The sequence below is a fragment of the Pseudomonas sp. WHRI 8519 genome (assembly GCF_040224055.2).
GTDB lineage: Bacteria > Pseudomonadota > Gammaproteobacteria > Pseudomonadales > Pseudomonadaceae > Aquipseudomonas > Aquipseudomonas putida_X.
In genome coordinates this window covers 2,587,069-2,605,338 of sequence record NZ_CP167996.1, presented here as the reverse complement: position 1 = coordinate 2,605,338, position 18,270 = coordinate 2,587,069, and the positions used below count along the sequence as shown (strand labels likewise).

The following is an 18,270-nucleotide window of genomic DNA, read 5'->3' as shown; positions in this document are numbered from 1 at the left end:
AGTACCCGGAGGTTTAGCCGTCATGTACCACACACACACTGCCCTCAAGCGCCTGACCGTCGCAGCCCTGCTGCTGGCGCTGGCGGGTTGCGGCGTCACCGACCGCATCGGCAAGCGCATGGAAGACAGCTGGGCGGCCGACATGCTGGCCGACAGCGAGAAGGTCATCCTGACCTCCGACGGAGGCAACCAGCTCAACCCCGACGCTGAAGGCAAGCCGTTGTCGGTGGTGATGCGCGTGTACCAGCTGACCGACCTCGAGCGCTTTGCAGCCACCGACGCCGAGACACTTTGGGACGCTCCGGAAAAAGCCTTGGGCAACACGCTGGTAGAAGCCCGCGAGCTCACCCTGCTGCCAGGTATCGGCCAGACCGACCAATGGCCACTGGCCAAGTCCGCCCGCTATGTCGGCGTGGCGGCGTTTTTCCGTGATGAGCACGATGCCCGCTGGAAGGTCGCCTTCGATGCCGAGTCGCTGCGCAAGGACGGTATCTGGTTCTCTTCCGATGGCCTGTGGGTACTGGTGGACAACACCGAAATCAGCGCCCTGCGTGGCGTCGATGTGTTGAACAAGCCGCCCACCGCTGACCAGTTGGCTGCTGCGCAAAAGGCCGACGAAGCGCCGTCTGCTCTCACCGAAAAAGTGCAGGACGCTGTGATCGAAAAGGCCACCGACGCTGCCGGCAAATCGGCCAGTAACGCCATGGATTCAACCTTCAATTCTTTAGTGGATAGCGTCAAATGAGCAAGCAGAGCCGGGTGATGTGGTCGGAAGGCATGTTCCTGCTGCCCCAGCACTTCCAATACCAGGACGAGTTCCACCAGCACCAGTTGGCCGAGGCCACATTGCGCGGCACCCCGTTTCATTGGGGGGTACAGGCGCTGCAGGTGGACGAGGATGCCCTGGCCAACGGTTCGCTGCAGCTCAAGCGGCTGAAACTGGTGTTTCCGGACGGCAGCCTGTACGACGCGCCGCAGCACGACCCGCTGCCGGCCGCGCGCGACCTCAAAGACCTCCTCAAGGCTAACGACCTGAAGGTTTACGCCGCACTCAAACTGCCCGAGCCATTCGGCCTGAACTATGTCGAAGATGGCCAAGAGCACAAGGCAGCGCGGCGCTTTCGCAAACAGTTCGATACCCTGCCCGACCTCAACGAAGGCGAACTGGAAAACGAAATCACCAGCCTGCGCCTGAATGTCGTGCTGCTGGTCGATGGCGACAGCCTCGATGGCTACAGCCATTGCCCGCTGGCCAAACTCACCCGCAACAGCATGGGCGGCTTCAACCTGGACCCGCACTTCGTCCACCCTACCCTGCACCTGGGCAGCCATGAGACGCTGGCCGGCATCGGCAAGCGCTTGCTCGGTGCCCTGCAGGCCAAGAGCAAGGCGTTGTCGGGCCGGCGCCGCGAGCGCGCCGACCAGATCGCCGAGTTCGGTTCCAGCGACGTCACACTGTTCTGGTTGCTGAACACGGTCAACCGTGCGCACCCGCAACTGGCCCACCTGCTGGCCCATCCGCGGCTGCATCCGGAGCGCCTGTACCTGTTCCTGGCCGACCTTGCCGGCGGGCTGTTGACGTTCACTCTCGATACCCAGCTAAGTGATGTCCCCGAATACGATCACCACGACCCGGCGGCGTCACTGGTCAAACTGGACGAGATGATCCGGGTGATGCTCGACAACGTCGTGCCCAACCAATGCATCATCATCAACCTCACCCAGACCAAGCCGTCGTACTGGCAGGGGCAACTGCGCGACCCGCGCCTGGTCGAGGCCGACTTCTATATCTCGGTACACGCCGACATGCCTGGTGCCAGCCTGCTGGAGCTGGTGCCGCGTGCGTTCAAGGTGGGCTCGCCGGAAGACATCGAAGTGGTGGTCAACAGCGCCATGCCTGGCGTCACCCTCAACCATGCCGCCCGGTTGCCCAACGCCATCCCAGTACGCCTGGACAACCAGTACTTCGCCATCGAGCCACATGGCCATGTCTACGAGCGAATGATGAACGCCCAGACCATCTGCTTCTATGCGCCCAGCGCCTTTACCAACCTCAAGCTTGAACTGATGGCGGTGCTCAAATGACCGAAGCCGTATTGCAACAGGGCGCCGTCGCGCCCGCCACCGACAAACCGACCCTCAAGAGCCTGGTACAGGACTTCATCAGCATGGCGCTGATTGTCCGCCGTGGCCGTCAGGTGACCTCGGTACAAGCCTTCGAAGCCAGCGTCGACCGCTTCTTCGCCAACCTGGAGCGCGATGCCCGCGCGGCCAACTACAGCGTCGAGCAGGTCAAGGACACTCAGTACGCCTTGTGCGCCTTCCTCGACGAAAGCGTGCTGCGCTCCGGCGACAACGAGCTGCGGGGGCACTTCGAGCTGCAACCGCTGCAGTTCCGCTATTTCGGTGTGCACCTGGCCGGTGAAGGCTTCTTCGAGAAGGTCGAAACGTTGCGCGGCGACGTCAAACAGAACCTCGATGTACTGGAGGTCTACCACCTGTGCCTGGCACTGGGCTTCGAGGGCAAGTTCAGCCTCGGCCAGAAAGACCAGCTGCGCTACCTGGCCAACGCCCTGGGCCAGGACATCGCGCGCTACCGCAAGCCACCCAAAACCCTCTCGCCGGACTGGGCCCTGCCCGATCAGGTGTCGCAGATGCTGCGCCACGAAGTGCCGCTGTGGGTGTACCTGGTGTTGATTGCGCTGGTCTGCGTCGCGGTGTACCTGACGCTCGACTGGTTGCTGGACAAGGATGTCGCCGCCCTTTCCGAACAAATCCGCCAGCTGTTCAGTGCCTGAGCACACCTCAGGTAGCCGAGTCAGGAAGACATGAAAACATTACTGCGTCTGTTGAAGAGTTTCTGGATTCTCCTGCCACTGCTGTGGTTGGTGACCCTGTTGATCTGCTGGTTGGTGGCCCCGATGGTGCCCTGGCTGCGCCACCATGTGCCTGAAGCGCTGGCCATCATCAGCGCCTGCTTCTTGCTGGTGATCGTACTGCGCCAGTACCAGCGCATCCGCGCCGAGCATAACCTGGAGAACCTGCTGCAGATCGAGGTCGATCGCTCGTGGAACGCCACGGGTGAATTCCGTGACCAGCAGGTGCTGCGCGAGCGCCTCAAGCATGCCATCGCCATGCTGCGCACCGACCGCTCCGCCGGTGGTGGTGGCAAGGCAGCCCTGTCCGACCTGCCCTGGTACCTGGTGATCGGCATGTCGGCTGCAGGCAAAACCTCGCTGCTGACCCACTCGGGCCTTTCGGCCAGCATCGCCACCGCCAATGACAGTGAAAGTGGCACCCAGCACTGCGACTGGTACTTCAGCCCCGACGCAGTGATGATCGACACCGCAGGCCGTTACCTGCGCGACGATCAGTCTGCCAGCGAGTTCTCAGCCTTCCTGCGCATGCTGCGCAAGCAACGCGGTAAGGCAGCGATCAACGGCCTGGTGCTCGTGGTCAGCCTGCCTGAACTGCTGGCGGCCAACAGCGACGGGCGTAATGCGCTGGCCGCGCAGTTGGTAGCGCGCGTGGCGGAATACGCCGAGTGCCTGGGCACTAACCCACCTGTGTACCTGATGCTGAGCAAGACCGACCAGTTGCCCGGCTTCAACCAGGCCTTCGAAGGGCTGGACCTGCACCAGCGCCAGCAGCCGCTGGGCATGACCTTCGGCCTGTCGGAAATCCGCAACAACGGTTTGCAGGCGGTGCTCAACACCCGCCTGAAAAACCTGCAGAGCCACGTTCGCCGCCACGTCGATGCGCAGATGATCAGCCTCGGCGCAGACGCCGACAGCACACTGCTCAACTTCCCCCAGTACTTCGCAGAACTCAATGGCGTGCTGGAGCAGTTCCTTGAACACTTCACCCGCGGCCAGGGTGGCGGTGCGCCGCTGCTGTTGCGCGGTTTGTACTTCACCAGTGCCCTGCAAACCGAGCAGCAACTGGGCCAGGTGTACGAAGACGCCATCGCCGACAACTTTGCCCTGCAAGCGGCCCACGACGATAGCGCCCAGCCGGCCAGCCACCCGCAAGGCAACCGCAGCTACTTCATCACCGACACGTTCCGCCAGGTGATCTTCCCCGACCGCGACCTGACCCTGTATCAGTCGCGCCTAGGCCGCCAGGCTGGCTTCAGCCCCCTGTTGCTTGGCCTTGCGGCTGCCGCCGGGGTGGCCTTCATCGGCTGGCAGGCGCTGTCGTTCGCCAACAACCGCCAATGGCTGGACAGCCTGCGTGGGCAACTGGCCGAGATCGAACGCGCCGATGACCGCGCACAACTGCTGGCTGCTGGTAAAGGCCTGGAAGTGCTGCGCGGGCAGATGGCGACGGTCGAAGCCCATCGCCAGGAGGGCGTGCCGCTGCAATTGAGCGCTGGCCTGTACCACGGTGAGGCGATTCACCAGGTGGCCCGCGACGCCTACCTGGCGCAACTGCGCAGCCAAGCACTGGAGCCGATCGCCCGCAGCCTGCAGGTGCAGATGCGTGCATTCAACACCTTTGCCAGCGGCATCAACCAGGAGTTGGAGTTCACCCCGACGCCGAAAAGCCGCAATGGCAAGCCGTTGGCGCCACGCCTGGCGGCCAAGGCCCAGGCGGCCCTGACCAAGACCCGTGCCGGCGCCTACGCCGCCAAGGTCAACCTGGCCACGGCGAGCGACGCGGCCGAACTGTCCGCCACCACCGGTGGCCTGTCGCTGTCCGAAGAGATGCTCGGGCGCCTGGACGAACAGCAGGTGGCGTCGATCATCGAGGCCTACAACACCCTCAAGCTGTACCTGCTGCTGACCGAACCGCAAGCCCATCCGGACCCAGCTTTCGTCGCCGCCAGCCTGCCACAGGCCTGGGCAGGCGCCGCAACCCAAGGTTCCCCCACCGACGAAGCCGTCATCAGCGAAAACGCCCCTCTGTACGTTCAATTGCTGGAGCAAGGCCAGGCGCCGTCGCTGCCGCGTAACCAACAGCTGATCGACGAAACCCGGCAGAACCTCAAGGCATTCATGATTTCCAGTTCGCTGGTGGATCGCGAATACCTGCGCCTGCAGTTGGAGTCCAGCCGCCAGTTCCCCGCGCTGAGCCTCAACGACCTGGTGCCAACGCCTGGCCGTAACCTGTTGTACAGCTCTGCCGGCGTGCCGGCGATCTATACCCGCCAAGGCTGGGACACCTTCGTCAAGCCCGAGCTGATCAAGCTGGTGTCGGGCAACCTGCGCAACGAGTCGGACTGGGTGCTCGATGGCGAAGGCGGCGATGCCATCGTGCAGAAAGCCAACTTCGTGCGCGAGTTCATGGCCCGCTACAAACGCGATTACACCCAGGCCTGGTACAAGATGGTCAGCAGCGTGGGCGTGCGCCACTTCGCCGACCTGGCCTCGGCCACCGAACACCTCGGGCTGCTCAGCGACGTGCAGAACTCGCCGGTGAAGAACCTGCTGGCAGCGGTCAATGACAACACTCAGTGGGACTTACCGGTCAAGCGTGACGCCACGCCTACGGGCAATGCCCGCGCGGACAGCTTCTGGAGCAAGGTCACCGGCCTGATCGACGAAGCCAAGGATGTGGCGCCTGAAGCCCTGGCCCCTAGCCTGCCGGCCGTGGACGACGGCAGCCTGGCCAAGCGTTTCGAGCCGGTCGCCCGTGTGTTCGCAGCCAACAACGCCGAAGGCGCCGACAGCACCATCATGGACCGTTACCTGGCGGCGCTGCGCAAGCTCAAGGTGCGCATGAACAACATCCAGCGCTCGCAGGATGTCGGTAAAAGCAGTAAGCAACTGATCAGCGAAACCTTGGAAGGCCAGCCAAGCGAAGTGACCACCGTGCGCAACTACGTGGAAACCAGCGTCGACACCAGCCAGGACGGCCTGTCGCGTTCGCTGCAGAGCCTGTTCAGCCTGCCGATCCAGTACGCCTGGGAAACCCTGCGCGACCCGGCCGGCCAGCAGATCGCCAAAGCCTGGAAGCAGCAGATCTCCAAGCCCTGGGAGCAGGTCATGGCGCACCGTTACCCGATCGCCACCGGCAGCCGCAACGAGGCTTCGGTCAAGGACCTGCAGCGTTTCGTCGACCCCGAAAGCGGCCTGCTGCCGACCTTCAAGCGCAATGAGATCGGCAACCTGTCCGGTGGTGAAGGCCTGGGGCTGAGCAACGGCAAGGCGCCTGCGCTGGTCAACCCGGGGATGCTCAACAGCATCGACAAGGCCAGCAGCGTGGGCCAGGTGATCGCCAGCCTGTCGGACCGCGATAACGGCTTCGAGATCATGCTTGAGCCGTCGGCCAACTTTACCGACATCGTGTTCACCCTTGATGGCCAAGAGCAGCACTATCGCAACGGCCGCAGCAGCTGGAGCCGTTTTGCCTGGCCTGGTACCAGCAATGCGCCGGGCGCGCGCCTGGACGTGGTCACCCTCAGCGGTGCACGCATCACCGTGTTCGACTTCCCGGGGCGCTGGGGCCTGCTGCGCATGAACGAAAGCGCCCGGGTCGATGACCTGGATGGCATTCAGCAGCGCTTCAGCTGGAACACCGCCAATGGTCGCGTCAGCCTGGTAGTGCGCAACTTCGGTGGGGTCAAACTCACCGACCTGGGCGACGTCAAGGCGCTGAGCGCCCTCAACGACGCTGGCAGGGGCGCACAATGATCGGCTGCTTCGGCAAGTTGCCGTCGAGCGCAGACTTCGTCAGCCTGCATGGCGCGGCAGAAGAAGTCTGCGAGTTCGACGCCTGGCTGCAGGCCTCGTTGGCGGCAATGCGCCACCGCGAGGACTGGCAGGCGTTGTTCGATGCACTGCCGATGTGCTTCTTCTGCTACCGCGCGCGCAATGGCAACTGGCTGCTGGGCGGCCTGCTCAGCTCCCGCGATGCCAGCGCCCGACGTTACCCTTTCTTCATCTTCCAAGTGCTCAAGGGCCAGGAAGGTGAAACGCTGCTCAACCCGTTCACCCTCGGCGAGTTGTTCAGCGCGCAAATCAAGCCGTTGCTGCATCAGGCAGTGCAAGGCGCCGAGCGCGCCAGCCTGTTCGAACGCATCAAGGCCCTGCGCCCACTGCAAACCCAGGACCTGGACCTGTTCCGGCGGGTACACGGCAAGTTCCTGCATGATTTCAGCTTCAGTGACGTCGCCCGTGCGTTGCACGGCTCCTGGCCGGCCTTCGACAGTGCTACCGCACTGGCACGCTTGCAGGCTACGCAAGCGGTGCTGCACGGCGACTTCGACGGCGGCATCGAGCTGCCACTGCCGGCTGAGCGTGGCCTGAAAAACCCTACCGCCGACCTGTGGCTGACCTGGCTGGCACGCATCGGCAGGCGGCATGACGTACCGGCGGTGAGCCTGCTTGCCGACGACTTCATGCACCCGCGCCTGTACTGCTTCCCGTCGCGCCATACCGGCACAGCGTACCGCCTGCTCAGCGGCACGGCTGCAGCCGGCCAGCGCCTGGACCTGCTCGACCCATTGCCGCCAAAAGCGCCCGTGCACGATTACGACCGACCCCTACAACACGTTATCGACCGCTTTGTCGATGCGTTGGATGCGACGCCTGTATGAACAAGATCAAGTACTACTGCCTGCGCTATCAACCCTACCTGCTGGGGCTGGCCTTCTTCTTGGCGATCTTCGTGGTCTGGGCCCTGGGCCGTGCCCTGGGCTTTGCCTCGCTGCACAGCCTGCTGGCAGGCATTGGTGTGTTCCTGCTGCTGTCGGCGGGCTATGTACTACTGCTTTATCGTGGCGCAGGCCAGCACCACAACCTTGAGGCGCTGCTGCGTGATGACGCAGACCAAGCGGTACTCAACGCCACCCCGGCCGACCGCGAAGAAATCAGCCTGCTGCGCGAGCGCCTGCTGCAGAGCATCGAACGCCTGCACAGCAACAAACCACGCGGCACCCCAGCGAAGGACGCCCTGTACGCCCTGCCCTGGTACCTGGTGATTGGCCAACCGGCCGCCGGCAAGAGCACCATGATCCTGCAATCCGGGCTCAATTTCCCTTACGCCGAGCGTGAAGGTGCGCGGGTTGCAGGGCTGGGTGGCACGCGCAACTGCGACTGGTTCTTCAGCTCCGAAGCGGTGCTGCTGGACACCGCCGGCCGCTACATGAACAGCCCTGAGGAAGCGGGCAAGTGGCGCGGGTTTTTGCAGCTGCTCCGCCAGCACCGCCAGCGCCGCCCACTCAACGGGCTGATCGTCAGCGTCAGCATCGCCGATATCCTGCACGGCTCGGCTGAAGACCAGGAGCGCGTGGCCAAGCGCCTGCGCGAGCGTATCCAGGAAAGCTGCGCCCTGCTGGAGGTGCGCCTGCCCATCTACCTGGTGTTCACTAAATGCGACCTGATCCCGGGCTTCATGCCCTTCTATCGCCAGCTGGATGACGCAGCGCGCGGCGAGGTAATGGGCAAGACGTTCTCGCACAAAGGCTACGAACAAGCCGACTGGGGCCAGCGCTTCGGCAAAGCCATGGACGAGCTGACCGGCTACTGGCAGCAGGTAGCGAGCCAGCAACTGATGCAGCAGGATATCCAGGTAACCCGCCAGAACAATGCCGCCTACCGCTTCCCCCTCGAACTGGCTGCGCTCAAGCCGCGCCTGCAGCAATTCGTCTACAGCCTGCTGCGGGCCAACCCGTACCAGAACGCCGAACTGCTGCGTGGTTTCTATTTCACCGCCGCGCTGGAAGCCGACGACGCCCTGTGGGGCAGCCATGGCCAGCACGTCGCCGAGCGTTTCGCCCTGGCCCACGGCCAGGACCATAGCGCGGGTAACAGCCAGCCGGCACCGCTGTTCATCAATAGCCTGTTCCGCAAGGTGATCATCCCCGACCAGCATCTGGTGGCCGTATACACCAGCAACCGGCGCGAACGCCAGCGCAAGGCCGCCTGGGTGGGTGCTGCCAGCCTGGCGGGCCTGCTGCTGTGCAGCTTGTGGGGCTGGTCGTACATCAACAACCGCAACACCCTCGATACGATGGCCGCCGAACTGGCCCAGGCCAAGCGTGAGGACCAGGCCAACCCTGGCCAATACGCCCCATGGCACAGCCTCGACCGCCTGCGTTTCTGGGCCGCGCACTACTACCAGCAGCACCACGACCAGGCCGTGCCGCTGGGCATGCGCCTGGGCTTGTACCAGGGCCATGCGGTGGAACCGGTACTGCGTGCGCGCTACTTCGCCACCCTGCAAAACGTGATGCTCAAGCCTACAGCAGACAACCTGACACGCACCCTGTACCTGCTGACCACGCTAAAGGTCTACCAGCGCAATACCCGAGAGTTGCAGCCGGTGACCGGTGTCGACAGCGTCGAGGCCGAAGCCCTGCCGCATGACAACCGCGCCCAGTCGATCGCCGACTTCGGCAAGGCAGCGTTGGACACTTACGTAATGCTGTCGCCTGCCCAGCGAGAAAAGGCCGACCCGGCATTGCTCAAGGCCAGGTTGCCGGACTACTGGTACCCGGCCATCGCCCGCCACACCGGCAAGCGCATGGGCGCCACTGGCAGCGAAACTGCCGGCAACCAGGACTACCTGTACGCCAGCCGCCAGATCGTGTTCTACAGCGACCAGATTCGCGAGCCCGATGTGCCGCGCATTCTCGACAATGCCTTCCTGATGTCCAGCTCGCGCAACTACATCAACAGCCTGCTGACCCAGTCGCTACGCTCGATCGAAACCATCACGCTGGAGTCCGACACCCTGTTCGCCTTTGCTCGCGCCGACTTCCAGAGCCTCAAGAGTGAAGGCCAGAACCAGTTGAGTGCCATCGCCAGCAAACTGCTGAACACACCGAACATTGGCAAGATCATTATCTCGGGCCACGCCGACCAGCTCGGCGATGCGCAAGGCAACCTGCAGGTTTCCCGGCAACGGGCGCAAACCATCCGCACCTACCTGGTCGGCAAGGGCGTACCCGCCGAGCTGGTGAGTGCACAGGGCGAAGGCAGCCGCAAACCGCTGGTCAACTGCGACATGCAACAACCGCGGGCGCAGCTGATCAAGTGCCTGGAGCCCAACCGGCGGGTCGAAATCGAAGTGCGCGGGCTGAACTGAGCGCGCGCTGCACGAACCGGCCACCGGGGCCTCACAGGAGGAGGCCAAGGTGGCGGCAAGCTACCTCTGCTGACGCGTTCAGCGAGGTCAACACGAAGGGGCGCATGAGCGGCCTTTAATTGATGTTAATGGAGAGTTTTACAATGGCATTTGACGCGTATATCCAAATCGACGGCATCCCGGGCGAAGTTCTGGATGAAAAACACAAGGACTGGATCGAAGTGCTGGGCTACGAGTACGGCGCCACCCAGGCCACCTCGGCCACTGCCAGCTCCTCGGGCGGTGCGTCGTCCGAGCGCGTGTCGCTGACCGACTTCAAGATCCGCAAGGCAGTCGACAAGGCCTCGGCCAAGCTCTTCGAGCACTGCTGCACCGGCAAGCACATCGCCAAGCTGAAGCTGAACGTCAACCGTGCCGGTGGTGACAAGGTCACCTACCTGACCATCGACATGGAAGAAGTGGTGGTGTCCTCGGTCAGGTTCGTCGCCGGTGGCAACCAGGGCGGTGAAGACAAGGCGGTCAGCGACCTGCCGATCGAAGAAATCAGCTTCAACTTCGCCCGCATCAAAACCACCTACACCCAGCAGAACCGTACCGACGGCCAGGCTGGTGGCAACATCGTCGGTGGCTGGGACCGCACCGCGAACAAAGTGTTTGCCTAAGCACTTGTTTGGCCTGGGCCGCGCGAGCGGCCCATACCCTGTGGCGTGCCGGGCTTCCCGGCACGTTGCTCTATACCCCTGATCAGAGTGTTTTATGCCTGAATTCCTCAACGGCCTTTCGCTGGCCGCGCTGGCCGCGCCGATCGACGGTGGCAGCGGCGAAGACTTGAGCTTCTCTGCCTTGTTCGACCAGATCAAGGAGGCGCGCCGGGCAGACCCTGACTACCTGACCCAGGGTGACTGGCAGACCGACCTGAAAACCGCCGACTGGGAAAAGGTCATCAACCTGTCGGCCCAAGGGCTTGAGCAGCAGAGCAAGGACCTGATGCTGGTCGCCTGGCTTAACGAAGGGTTGGCCCAGCGCGATCACTTCCAGGGCATCACCTTCGGCCTGAACCTGTGCGAACGCATCCTAGAAACCTTCTGGGAGACCGCCTACCCGTCGCTCGAGGACGGCCTGGACGAGCGCGCCGCGCGGCTGTCCTGGCTCAAGACCACGCTCACCGACATCGTCGGTGGCTTGCCCATTACCCAAGGGCAGAATTTCGGCGTGCTGCGTTACGACGAATCACGCCATGTAGAAAACCTTGCCTTGCAAAACCCCAAGGCGATGCAAACCGCGCTCAGCGAGGGCAAGATCAACGCCGAGATCTTCCAGCGCTCGGTGGTGCTCAGCGACACCGAGCACCTGCAGGCCAAGGCCGTGCAAATTGCCGCGAGCCTGCAGGCCTGCCAACGCCTGCAAGCGACCACCGACCGCCTGTTCGGTACCGAAGCGCCAAGTTTTGCCAGCCTCGCCGACATGCTTTCGCGGGCCAGCCAACTGGCAGAGAAACTGCTCAAGGACCGCGGCATTGAATTGCATCCTGCCGCCGCAGAGCCAGAGCCTGCCGTCACCCTCAGCGCAGCCAGCGAGCCAGGTGAAGCGATGAATACGCCCGTTCAGACCACAGCGCCTGCGCCCATGCGCACCACCCCGCTGACCCGAGACGAAGCCTTTACGATGCTCGCCGGCATTGCCCAGTTCTTCAAACAGACCGAGCCGCAAAGCCCGGTACCGTATCTGATAGAGCGCGCCATCAAGTGGGGCAACATGCCGCTCGAGGGCTGGCTGAGCGATGTGATCAAAGACAGTAATGTGGTGGACAACATCCGCGACGTGCTGGGGACACGCGAGCAGCGCTCCTGAGGCCTGCACTGCCGGCACAAATGGTGCAAACTTGTGGCTTGCCACCCCGCCAAGGACCACCCCATGCCACCCCGCCCCCCGACCCCGCCAGGCTTCATCCGCGTACGTGGCGCCCGTGAGCATAACCTCAAGAACATCGACGTCGACATCCCCCGGGACGCCTTGGTGGTTTTCACCGGCGTCTCTGGCTCCGGCAAGTCCTCGCTGGCCTTCTCCACCCTGTACGCCGAAGCCCAGCGCCGCTACTTCGAATCGGTCGCGCCCTATGCCCGGCGCCTGATCGACCAGGTCGGCGTGCCGGATGTCGACGCCATCGAGGGCCTGCCGCCAGCGGTGGCCCTGCAGCAGCAACGTGGCACCCCTAGCGCACGCTCGTCGGTGGGCAGCGTCACTACCCTTTCCAGCTCGATCCGCATGCTTTACTCGCGCGCCGGCAGCTACCCGGTGGGGCAGCCGATGCTGTATGCAGAGGACTTTTCGCCCAATACGCCCCAGGGCGCCTGCCCCGAATGCCATGGCCTGGGCCGGGTCTATGAGGTGACCGAGGCGACCATGGTCCCCGACCCGTCGCTAACCATCCGTGAGCGGGCGGTGGCAGCCTGGCCGATGGCCTGGCAGGGGCAGAACCTGCGCGACATCCTCGTGACCCTGGGCTATGACGTCGACATCCCCTGGCGTGAATTGCCCCAAGCGCAACGCGACTGGATCCTCTACACCGAAGAGACACCCACCGTCCCGGTGTATGCCGGCCTCACCCCGGCGCAGACCCGCGCCGCGCTCAAGCGCAAGCTCGAACCCAGCTACCAGGGCACCTTCAGCGGCGCCCGGCGCTACGTGATGCACACGTTCATGCATTCGCAGAGTGCGCAGATGCGCAAACGGGTCTCCCAGTTCATGCGCCCCAGCCCATGCCCGCTGTGCCAGGGCAAGCGCCTGAAGCGTGAGGCGCTGGCTGTAACCTTCGCCGGCCGTGACATCGGCGAGCTGTCGCGCCTGCCGCTGCAGGCACTGGCCGAGGTGTTGCGCACAGTGGCAGCGCCCGGTTATCTGGAGCAGCATGAAGACACCCTGACCCTGGAAAAACGCCTGGCGGCCCAACGCATCGCCCACGAATTGCTGGAGCGCATCGCGCCGCTGATCGACCTGGGGCTCGGCTACCTGGCCCTGGAGCGCAGCACACCGACGTTGTCTTCGGGCGAATTGCAGCGCCTGCGCCTGGCCACCCAGCTCAACTCTCAGCTGTTTGGCGTCATCTATGTGCTCGACGAGCCGTCGGCCGGGCTGCATCCGGCCGACAGCGAGGCGCTGTTCGAGGCGCTGCAGCAGCTGAAGCAGGCGGGTAACTCGGTGTACGTGGTGGAGCACGACCTGGACACCATGCGCCGGGCCGACTGGCTGATAGATGTCGGGCCGGCGGCAGGTGAACACGGCGGCCAAGTGCTTTACAGCGGCCCGCCACCAGGCCTCGCACAGGTCGCGGCGTCGCGCACCGGCGCCTACCTGTTTGCCGGACAACAGCCGACCCGCCGCACGCCGCGCCCAGCGCAGGCCTGGTTGCGGCTTGAAGGCATCACCCGCAACAACCTGCGTGAGCTCAGTGTGCAATTTCCCTTGGGCTGTTTCACGGCGGTCACTGGCGTCTCTGGGTCGGGCAAGTCGAGCCTGGTCAGCCAGGCCTTGCTGGAGCTGGTGAGTACACACCTGGGCCATGCCGAACAGCTGTCCGAACCCGAGGAGCAGAGCCTGGAGGACGAGCCTGAACTGCCCAGCAGCGGGCGCGTGAGTGCGGGGCTGGAGCGCATCAAGCGGCTGGTGCAGGTCGACCAGAAGCCCATCGGCCGCACGCCACGGTCCAACCTGGCCACCTACACCGGGCTGTTCGATCATGTGCGCAAGCTGTTCGCCGCAACCGAGCAGGCCAAGGCCCTTGGCTTCGATGCCGGGCGCTTCTCGTTCAACGTCGCCAAGGGCCGCTGCGCGACCTGCGAAGGCGAAGGCTTCGTCAGTGTCGAACTGCTGTTCATGCCCAGCGTCTATGCGCCCTGCCCGACCTGCCACGGCGCACGCTACAACCCGCAGACCCTGGCCGTGACATGGCAAGGCATGACCATCGCCCAGGTACTGCAATTGACGGTCGACCAGGCGCTTGAAGCCTTTGCCGAACAGCCCCCGGCCCGGCGCTGCCTGCAGGTGCTGCAGGACATCGGCCTGGGCTACCTGCGGCTGGGCCAGCCGGCCACCGAACTGTCCGGCGGCGAGGCGCAGCGGATCAAGCTGGCCACCGAACTGCAACGCACCGCCCGCGGCGCTACGCTGTATGTGCTGGATGAGCCCACCAACGGGCTGCACCCGCAGGACATCGATCGCCTGCTGGTGCAGCTGAACCGGCTGGTAGACGGCGGGCACAGTGTGGTGGTGGTCGAGCATGACATGCGCGTGGTCGCGCAGAGCGACTGGGTGATCGACATCGGGCCAGGGGCTGGGGATGCGGGAGGTACGGTGGTGGTGAGTGGTACGCCCGGGGATGTGGCGAGGTGTTCTGCTAGCCGCACAGCCGAGTTTCTGGCCAGAGCTCTTTAGTTTTTTAGACCTTTGGCTTTTTTTGCGCCTGCACTGGCCCTATCGCCGGCAAGCCGGCTCCCACTGGGGTCGCGCCAGCTTTTAGCAGTTGAGCAAGACAGTTGCGCCCAAAGGTATAGGGGTTGCTCCTCAAAAATGGACAGATTCAAGCTGCAGTATGAGCTCTGTACTGCTCGGGGCTGAGCCAACACTGGCGCTGCCGGCGGCTTGCCGGACATAGGGCCTGTGGGTACAGTCTGCGCCATGGATAAATACACCCCTCACCAGTGGCTCCCGCACGAAAAGCCCAGCCTGCCCGGTTCCCCTTCCACGCCTCTGCATACACCGGCCAAACGCCTGGCCTTCGGCATGGTCGGGCTGCTGGTGGCGATCACCGGCGGCCTGGGCAGCGCGCTGGTCACCGCCAACCTGGTGTTTCTGCAAGGGGCCCTGGGCGCGACCACGGCGGAAATGGCCTGGTTACCCGCCGCCTATGTCATGACCAACGTGTCGATGAACCTGCTGCTGGTCAAGTTTCGCCAACAGTTCGGCCTGCGCGCCTTCACCGAAGTATTTCTGGTGCTTTACGCACTGGTCACTTTCGCTCACCTGTTCGTCAACGACCTCAACTCGGCCATCGCCGTGCGGGCCGCTCACGGCATGGTAGGGGCCGCGCTGAGTTCGCTGGGCCTGTACTACATGATTCAGGCGTTCCCCGCGCAGTGGCGGCTCAAGGCCATGGTGCTTGGCCTGGGCGCCTCGCAGCTGGCCCTGCCGCTGGCGCGGATTTTCTCAGAAGACCTGCTGCAGATCGCTGAATGGCGCGGCCTGTACCTGTTCGAGCTGGGCCTGGCACTGGCCGCGCTCGGTTGCGTACTGCTGCTCAAGCTGCCCCCCGGCGACCGCTTCAAAACCTTCGAGCCGCTGGACTTTCTGACCTTTACCCTGATGGCCAGCGGCACCGCCCTGCTCTGCGCCGCCCTGTCCCTGGGGCGCATCGACTGGTGGCTGGAAGCGCCGTGGATAGGGGTCGCCCTGGCCGCGTCGATCGCCTTGGTGTTCAGCGGCCTGGCCATCGAGCACAACCGCCAGAACCCGCTACTGATGACACGCTGGCTGGGCAGCGGCGCGATCATCCGTCTGGGCCTGTGCGTGATCCTGATTCGCATGGTCACCTCCGAGCAGTCCACCGGCGCCGTGGGGTTTCTGCAGGTGCTGAACATGGGCAGCGAACAGATGCGCACGCTGTACTGGGTGATGCTGTTCGGCGCAGTGGCGGGCCTGGCCACCAGCGCCCTGACCATCAGCCCCAACCACCTGGTGATCCCGCTGTTCATCTCGTTGCTGGCCATGGCCACCGGGGCGTTCATGGACAGCAGCTCGAGCAACCTCACACGGCCGGCGCAGATGTACCTCAGCCAGTTCCTGCTGGCCTTTGGCAGTACCTTCTTCCTCGGCCCGTCCATGGCCCTGGGCATCAGCCACGTGCGCGCCAACCCGCGCAACCTGGTGAGTTTCTCGGTGCTGTTCGGCATCTGCAACAACCTCGGAGGCCTGATCGGCGCCGCGCTGCTGGGGACCTTCCAGACCTGGCGCGAAAAATTCCACTCCAGCCACCTGGTCGACCGCCTGAGCTACCTCGAACCGCTGGTCAACGCCCGCGTGCAAAGCGGTGGCAGCGGTTATGCCGGTATCCTCGCCGACCCGGCCCTGCGCAGCGAGGCCGGCCTGCGCGTATTGGCCAACGCGGCCACGCGTGAGGCCAACGTCATGGCCTACAACGATGTGTTCATGCTGATCGGCAGCATCGCCATCCTCACCATGATCTGGATTTGCATCCGCGGTTCCTGGCTGTGGTACACAGCCCGCCAGGCCGCTTCACCCGATTCCTCCAGCGGTACTACCAACCGATGACCGACCAAAGCCGCACTACCACCACCACTGCGCTTGCTGAAACCCCGGAAGGCGCCACACCGCCCAGCGAACCCACCAGCCCGGTGCGCACGCGACGGGTGCGTATCCTGTCTTCGATCATGTTTGCCTGCGTGGCCCTGGCCGGCATCCTGCTGGTGCTCTATGCCTGGCGCCTGCCGCCGTTCGGCAGTGCCATCGAAAGTACCGAAAACGCCATGGTACGCGGCCAGGTCACCATCATCGGGCCGCAACTGAGCGGTTATGTGGTCGCTGTGCCTGTACATGACTTCCAGTTCGTCAAGGCCGGTGATTTGCTGGTGCAACTGGACGACCGCATCTACAAACAACGCCTGGCCCAGGCCATCGCCCAATTGCAACAGGAGCAAGCGGCGCAGGCCAACAACCTGCAGCAGCGCAACAGCGCCGAAGCCACCATCGCCCAACGTCAGGCCGCCATCGGCGATGCCAAGGCCCAGGCGGACAAGGCCCGCGCCGACCTCAGCCGCAACCAGGCGCTGGTCAGCGATGGCTCGGTGTCGCGCCGCGACCTGGACGTCACCCGTGCCAGCCAGGCCGCTGCCGTCGCCACCCTGGCCCAGGCCAAAGCCGCGCTGGCCATCGCCCGTCAGGACCGCGAGACGGTCATCGTCAACCGCGCCGCGCTGGAGGCCTCGGTGGAAAACGCCAAGGCAGCCGTGGAGCTGGCGCGCATCGATCTGGACAATACCCGGGTCACAGCCCCGCGCGATGGCCAACTGGGGCAGATCGGCACGCGCCTGGGTGCCTACGTCAACTCCGGCGCTCAACTGATGGCGCTTGTGCCCGATACCGTGTGGGTGATTGCCAACATGAAGGAAACCCAGATGGCCAATGTGCGTATCGGCCAGCCGGTGACCTTCACCGTCGACGCCCTCAACCACCTGAAGCTGCGGGGCCATGTGCAGCAGATTTCACCGGCCACAGGCTCCGAGTTCGCTTTACTGCAAGCCGACAACGCCACCGGCAACTTCGTCAAGATCGCCCAGCGAATACCCGTGCGCATTACCGTCGATGCCGACCAGCCAGCGGCCAGGCGTCTGAGCCCTGGGATGTCGGTGGTGGTGAGTATCGATACCCAGGATGAAAGATGACTGGACCGGCCCGCGGTGAATCTGAGAACTACGTCGAGATGCCGTCTTGCCACGATTGCGCCGCTCTAGCCCGTGGGTTCTAATTCTGACCCACCGGTTTTATCTTCGCCATCCAAGGACGCTTGATCATGTACAGGAAGCTCGTACCGCTGGCGCTGCTGGCCACTGTGGCTGGCTGCTCGGACACCACGGACACCCGCGAAACCCATTTCCAGAACGCCGCGCAAGCCTACCTCGACACCCAGTACCCCCACTGCTTCGTAGTCACTTCTTTCCCCGCCAAGACCCAGGATTTCGACACCACCGGCACCAACAAGGCGCTGCACGCGCTGGCGCAAGTCGGCGTGGTCAGCGAGAAGGAAATTTCCCGCACTGAAGTGCCGGAACGCCTGTGGCAGCCAGCACGCACCGACATCTATTACGCCTACGACCTTACCGATGAAGGCCGCAAGTACTACAAGGCTGACGCGCAGAAAACGCTCAACGGCAAAACCCGCGGTGGGTTGTGTTTCGGCAAGGCGCAGGTCACTGCGATCGAGCGCTTCACCGAACCGGGTGAGGTGATGGGCCAGACGATTTCCAATGTCACCTACGCCTACAAGATCACCGGCCTGCCGGCCTGGGCGGCGGACGACGAAGTGCAAGCGAACATTCCCACGCTGCATGAGGCCGTGGCCACCAACCAGGCGCCGGTCAAGGAAACAACAGCGATGGTGCTGACCGACAAGGGCTGGGTGCACGAGCGCTTGTTCGATAAGTGAGGGTGACTACCGGCCCCTTCGCG

At 64.0% G+C, this 18,270-nt stretch carries 12 protein-coding genes; all 12 read left to right on the top strand.

The window, feature by feature from the left end:
- Positions 1–22: 22 nt before the first annotated feature.
- On the top strand, positions 23–745 hold the full coding sequence (gene tssJ, locus ABRP30_RS11965) for a type VI secretion system lipoprotein TssJ (RefSeq protein WP_349974196.1): 723 nt from the start codon (positions 23–25) through the stop codon (positions 743–745).
- Positions 742–2,085: a type VI secretion system baseplate subunit TssK gene (tssK, locus tag ABRP30_RS11960; protein WP_267823529.1), complete on the top strand. Its 1,344-nt coding sequence runs from the start codon at positions 742–744 to the stop codon at positions 2,083–2,085. Before tssJ ends, tssK begins: the two co-directional genes overlap by 4 nt.
- Positions 2,082–2,798, top strand: coding sequence for a type IVB secretion system protein IcmH/DotU (gene icmH, locus ABRP30_RS11955; protein WP_241807102.1), 717 nt, complete (start codon positions 2,082–2,084; stop codon positions 2,796–2,798). The genes tssK and icmH overlap by 4 nt, the downstream gene beginning before the upstream one ends.
- A gap of 30 nt (positions 2,799–2,828) precedes the next feature.
- Positions 2,829–6,635, top strand: coding sequence for a type VI secretion protein IcmF/TssM N-terminal domain-containing protein (locus ABRP30_RS11950; protein ID WP_349974197.1), 3,807 nt, complete (start codon positions 2,829–2,831; stop codon positions 6,633–6,635).
- On the top strand, positions 6,632–7,540 hold the full coding sequence (gene tagF / locus ABRP30_RS11945; protein ID WP_267823523.1) for a type VI secretion system-associated protein TagF: 909 nt from the start codon (positions 6,632–6,634) through the stop codon (positions 7,538–7,540). The genes ABRP30_RS11950 and tagF overlap by 4 nt, the downstream gene beginning before the upstream one ends.
- The gene (tssM, locus tag ABRP30_RS11940) at positions 7,537–10,032 is read left to right on the top strand and encodes a type VI secretion system membrane subunit TssM (RefSeq protein WP_349974198.1); all 2,496 of its coding nucleotides are present in this window, start codon (positions 7,537–7,539) and stop codon (positions 10,030–10,032) included. The genes tagF and tssM overlap by 4 nt, the downstream gene beginning before the upstream one ends.
- A 143-nt stretch (positions 10,033–10,175) precedes the next feature.
- Positions 10,176–10,694, top strand: coding sequence for a type VI secretion system tube protein Hcp (locus tag ABRP30_RS11935; RefSeq protein WP_241807098.1), 519 nt, complete (start codon positions 10,176–10,178; stop codon positions 10,692–10,694).
- Between the two features lie 94 nt (positions 10,695–10,788).
- The gene (gene tssA, locus ABRP30_RS11930) at positions 10,789–11,883 is read left to right on the top strand and encodes a type VI secretion system protein TssA (RefSeq protein ID WP_267823519.1); all 1,095 of its coding nucleotides are present in this window, start codon (positions 10,789–10,791) and stop codon (positions 11,881–11,883) included.
- 63 nt (positions 11,884–11,946) lie between these two features.
- On the top strand, positions 11,947–14,463 hold the full coding sequence (gene uvrA, locus ABRP30_RS11925) for an excinuclease ABC subunit UvrA (RefSeq protein ID WP_349974199.1): 2,517 nt from the start codon (positions 11,947–11,949) through the stop codon (positions 14,461–14,463).
- Between the two features lie 243 nt (positions 14,464–14,706).
- Positions 14,707–16,356 carry an MFS transporter gene (locus ABRP30_RS11920; protein WP_241805707.1) on the top strand — a complete coding sequence of 550 codons (1,650 nt, stop codon included), beginning with the start codon at positions 14,707–14,709 and terminating at the stop codon, positions 16,354–16,356.
- Positions 16,353–17,486: an HlyD family secretion protein gene (locus ABRP30_RS11915; protein WP_349974200.1), complete on the top strand. Its 1,134-nt coding sequence runs from the start codon at positions 16,353–16,355 to the stop codon at positions 17,484–17,486. The genes ABRP30_RS11920 and ABRP30_RS11915 overlap by 4 nt, the downstream gene beginning before the upstream one ends.
- A gap of 128 nt (positions 17,487–17,614) precedes the next feature.
- Complete coding sequence (locus ABRP30_RS11910) at positions 17,615–18,247, top strand: hypothetical protein (protein WP_267823513.1); 633 nt, start codon at positions 17,615–17,617, stop codon at positions 18,245–18,247.
- The last annotated feature ends 23 nt before the right edge of the window (positions 18,248–18,270 follow it).

Coding starts and splice junctions, on each gene's coding strand:
- ABRP30_RS11950 (WP_349974197.1), top strand. CDS start 2,829: ATGAAAACATTACTGCGTCTGTTGAAGAGTTTCTGGATTCTCCTGCCA.
- uvrA (WP_349974199.1), top strand. CDS start 11,947: ATGCCACCCCGCCCCCCGACCCCGCCAGGCTTCATCCGCGTACGTGGC.
- tssM (WP_349974198.1), top strand. CDS start 7,537: ATGAACAAGATCAAGTACTACTGCCTGCGCTATCAACCCTACCTGCTG.
- ABRP30_RS11935 (WP_241807098.1), top strand. CDS start 10,176: ATGGCATTTGACGCGTATATCCAAATCGACGGCATCCCGGGCGAAGTT.
- icmH (WP_241807102.1), top strand. CDS start 2,082: ATGACCGAAGCCGTATTGCAACAGGGCGCCGTCGCGCCCGCCACCGAC.
- ABRP30_RS11920 (WP_241805707.1), top strand. CDS start 14,707: ATGGATAAATACACCCCTCACCAGTGGCTCCCGCACGAAAAGCCCAGC.
- tssA (WP_267823519.1), top strand. CDS start 10,789: ATGCCTGAATTCCTCAACGGCCTTTCGCTGGCCGCGCTGGCCGCGCCG.
- tssK (WP_267823529.1), top strand. CDS start 742: ATGAGCAAGCAGAGCCGGGTGATGTGGTCGGAAGGCATGTTCCTGCTG.
- ABRP30_RS11915 (WP_349974200.1), top strand. CDS start 16,353: ATGACCGACCAAAGCCGCACTACCACCACCACTGCGCTTGCTGAAACC.
- tssJ (WP_349974196.1), top strand. CDS start 23: ATGTACCACACACACACTGCCCTCAAGCGCCTGACCGTCGCAGCCCTG.
- ABRP30_RS11910 (WP_267823513.1), top strand. CDS start 17,615: ATGTACAGGAAGCTCGTACCGCTGGCGCTGCTGGCCACTGTGGCTGGC.
- tagF (WP_267823523.1), top strand. CDS start 6,632: ATGATCGGCTGCTTCGGCAAGTTGCCGTCGAGCGCAGACTTCGTCAGC.